The organism is Burkholderia paludis (assembly GCF_000732615.1).
In the GTDB taxonomy this organism is placed as follows: Bacteria; Pseudomonadota; Gammaproteobacteria; order Burkholderiales; family Burkholderiaceae; genus Burkholderia; species Burkholderia paludis.
Map to the genome: position 1 here is coordinate 1 of NZ_JPGL01000021.1, position 2767 is coordinate 2767.

The following is a 2767-nucleotide window of genomic DNA, read 5'->3' on the forward strand; positions in this document are numbered from 1 at the left end:
GGATGGCGCCTTGCGCCGCGATGCCGCTCAGCGCGACATCATGTTCATGCTGACGTTGTGCATCACCCACAGCGTGCCGACGATCAGGATCGCCGCCGTGAGCACCGTATAGCTGAACGCCATCACGTTCCAGCGCTGGCCCGACGAGCTGTTCATGTGCAGGAAGTACACGAGGTGCACGATGATCTGCACGAACGCGAGCACGGCGAGCGCAATCAGCGACGCATGCGGCGACAGCACGCCGCCCATCACGAGGCCGAACGACGCGGCCGTGAGCAGCACCGACAGGATGAAGCCGGCGACATAGCCGCCGACACTGCCGTGCCCTTCTTCGAGTTGAGACGAATGCGAATGGGCCATTTAGATCACGCTCGCGAGATAGACAAAGGAAAACACGCAGATCCACACGATGTCGAGAAAGTGCCAGAAAAGGCTCAGGCACGTCAGGCGTCGCAGGTCGCGATCGGTCAGGTCGCCGCCGCGCGACAGGATCTGCCCGGCGAGCACGACCATCCAGATCAGGCCGACCGTCACGTGCAGCCCGTGCGTGCCCACCAGCGTGAAGAACGCCGACAGGAACGCGCTGCGCTGCGGGCCCGCGCCTTCCGCGATCAGGTGCGAGAACTCGCGCAGTTCCATCGCGAGAAACGCCGCGCCGAGCACGAACGTCACCGCGAGCCACGCGAGCAGCGCGCCGCGCCGCTGCTTGTAGGCCGCCAGCATCGCGAAACCGTACGTGATGCTCGACAGCAGCAGCGCGGCGGTTTCCACCGCGACGCCCGGAATGTCAAACAGATCCTTCGCGGTCGGGCCGCCCGCGTACTGGTTGCCCAGCACCGCGAAGGTCGCGAACAGCGCCGCGAAGATCACGCAGTCGGTCATCAGGTACAGCCAGAAACCGAACACCGAATGCGACGGCGGATGGTCGTCGTGCTCGAGCAGGGTTGCGCTCAAGGTTTTCTGCAACATCAGTTGGCCTCCATTTCCACGTCGTCGACGCGCACGGCTGCGTGCGTGGTCGGCTGCTTGCCTTCGATCTTCCGCACCGTCGACGCGGGGATGTAATAACCGTCGTTGTCGCGCGAGCTGTAGATCACGAGCGTCGCGACGATCCCGACGAGACCGCCGATCGCCATCCACCAGATGTGCCACACCAGCGCGAAGCCGAGCACCAGGCTGAAGATCGCGACCATCAGGCCCGCGCAGGTATTCGACGGCATGTGGATGTCATGGATCGACGCCGGGTTCGGCCGGCCTTCGCCGCGCGCCTTCATGTCCGCGTACGCGTCGAGCGTGCGCACCTGCGGGATCACCGCGAAGTTGTAGTTGGCCGGCGGCGACGAGGTCGCCCACTCCAGCGTGCGGCCGCCCCACGGATCGCCCGTGGTGTCGCGGTATTCCGGCAGGTTGCGATTGCGGATGCTGACCACGAGCTGCAGCAGCTGGCAGGCAATGCCGATCGCGATCAGCACGGCGCCGAACGCGGCGACCAGCAGCCACGGATGCCATGCCGGGTTGTCGTAATGGTTGATCCGGCGCGTCATGCCCATGAAGCCGAGCACGTAGAGCGGCACGAACGCGACGTAGAAGCCGATCTGCCAGAACCAGAACGCGGCCTTGCCGAGCTTCTCGTTCAGCTTGAAGCCGAACGCCTTCGGGAACCAGTAGTTGAAGCCCGCGAGATAACCGAACAGCACGCCGCCGATGATCACGTTGTGGAAGTGCGCGATCAGGAACAAGCTGTTGTGCAGCACGAAGTCCGCGCCCGGGATCGCCATCATCACGCCGGTCATGCCGCCGATCGTGAACGTGACCATGAAGCCGATCGTCCACAGCACGGGCGTCGTGAATTCGATCCGGCCGCGGTACATCGTGAACAGCCAGTTGAACACCTTCACGCCGGTCGGGATCGCGATGATCATCGTCATGATGCCGAAGAACGCATTCACGTTCGCGCCCGAGCCCATCGTGAAGAAGTGATGCAGCCACACGAGGAACGACAGCACCATGATCGCGCAGGTCGCGTACACCATCGTCTTGTAGCCGAACAGCGGCTTCTTCGCGAACGTCGCGATGACTTCCGAGAAGATGCCGAACGCCGGCAGGATCAGGATGTAGACCTCCGGATGGCCCCACGCCCAGATCAGGTTCAGGTACAGCATCGCGTTGCCGCCGGCTTCGTTCGTGAAGAAGTGCATGCCGAGGTAACGGTCGAGGCCGAGCAGCGCGAGCGTCGCGGTCAGGATCGGGAACGACGCCATGATCAGCACGTTCGTGCACAGCGCGGTCCACGTGAACACCGGCATCTTCATCAGCGTCATGCCCGGCGCGCGCATCTTGATGATCGTCACGAAGAAGTTCACGCCGGTCAGCAACGTGCCGACACCCGAGATCTGCAGCGCCCACAGGTAGTAATCGACCCCCACGCCCGGGCTGAACTGCAGCTCCGACAGCGGCGGATAGGCAAGCCAGCCCGTCTGCGCGAATTCGCCGATCACGAGCGAGACGTTGATCAGGATCGCGCTGACGGCCGTCATCCAGAACGAAAGCGAGTTGATGAACGGGAACGCGACGTCGCGCGCGCCGATCTGCAGCGGCACGACCAGGTTCATCAGGCCGACCATGAACACCATCGCCATGAAGAAGATCATGATCACGCCGTGAGCCGTGAAGATCTGGTCATAGTGGTGCGGCGGCAGATAGCCGGGCCCGTTGTACGAGAGCGCGAGCTGCATGCGCATCATGATCGCGTCGGCGAAGCCGCGCA

Annotated in this window: 3 protein-coding genes; all 3 read right to left on the reverse strand. The window is 63.6% G+C overall.

Annotated elements, in window-relative coordinates:
• Positions 1-27: 27 nt before the first annotated feature.
• The gene (cyoD, locus tag GQ56_RS0114925; protein ID WP_031399413.1) at positions 28-360 is read right to left on the reverse strand and encodes a cytochrome o ubiquinol oxidase subunit IV; all 333 of its coding nucleotides are present in this window, start codon (positions 358-360) and stop codon (positions 28-30) included.
• Positions 361-969: a cytochrome o ubiquinol oxidase subunit III gene (cyoC, locus tag GQ56_RS0114930; RefSeq protein WP_031399414.1), complete on the reverse strand. Its 609-nt coding sequence runs from the start codon at positions 967-969 to the stop codon at positions 361-363.
• A partial coding sequence (gene cyoB / locus GQ56_RS0114935) for a cytochrome o ubiquinol oxidase subunit I (protein WP_043301409.1) occupies positions 969-2767 on the reverse strand: 1799 nt, incomplete at its 5' end. The genes cyoB and cyoC, both read right to left, overlap by 1 nt.

Coding starts and splice junctions, on each gene's coding strand:
- cyoD (WP_031399413.1), bottom strand. CDS start 360: ATGGCCCATTCGCATTCGTCTCAACTCGAAGAAGGGCACGGCAGTGTC.
- cyoC (WP_031399414.1), bottom strand. CDS start 969: ATGTTGCAGAAAACCTTGAGCGCAACCCTGCTCGAGCACGACGACCAT.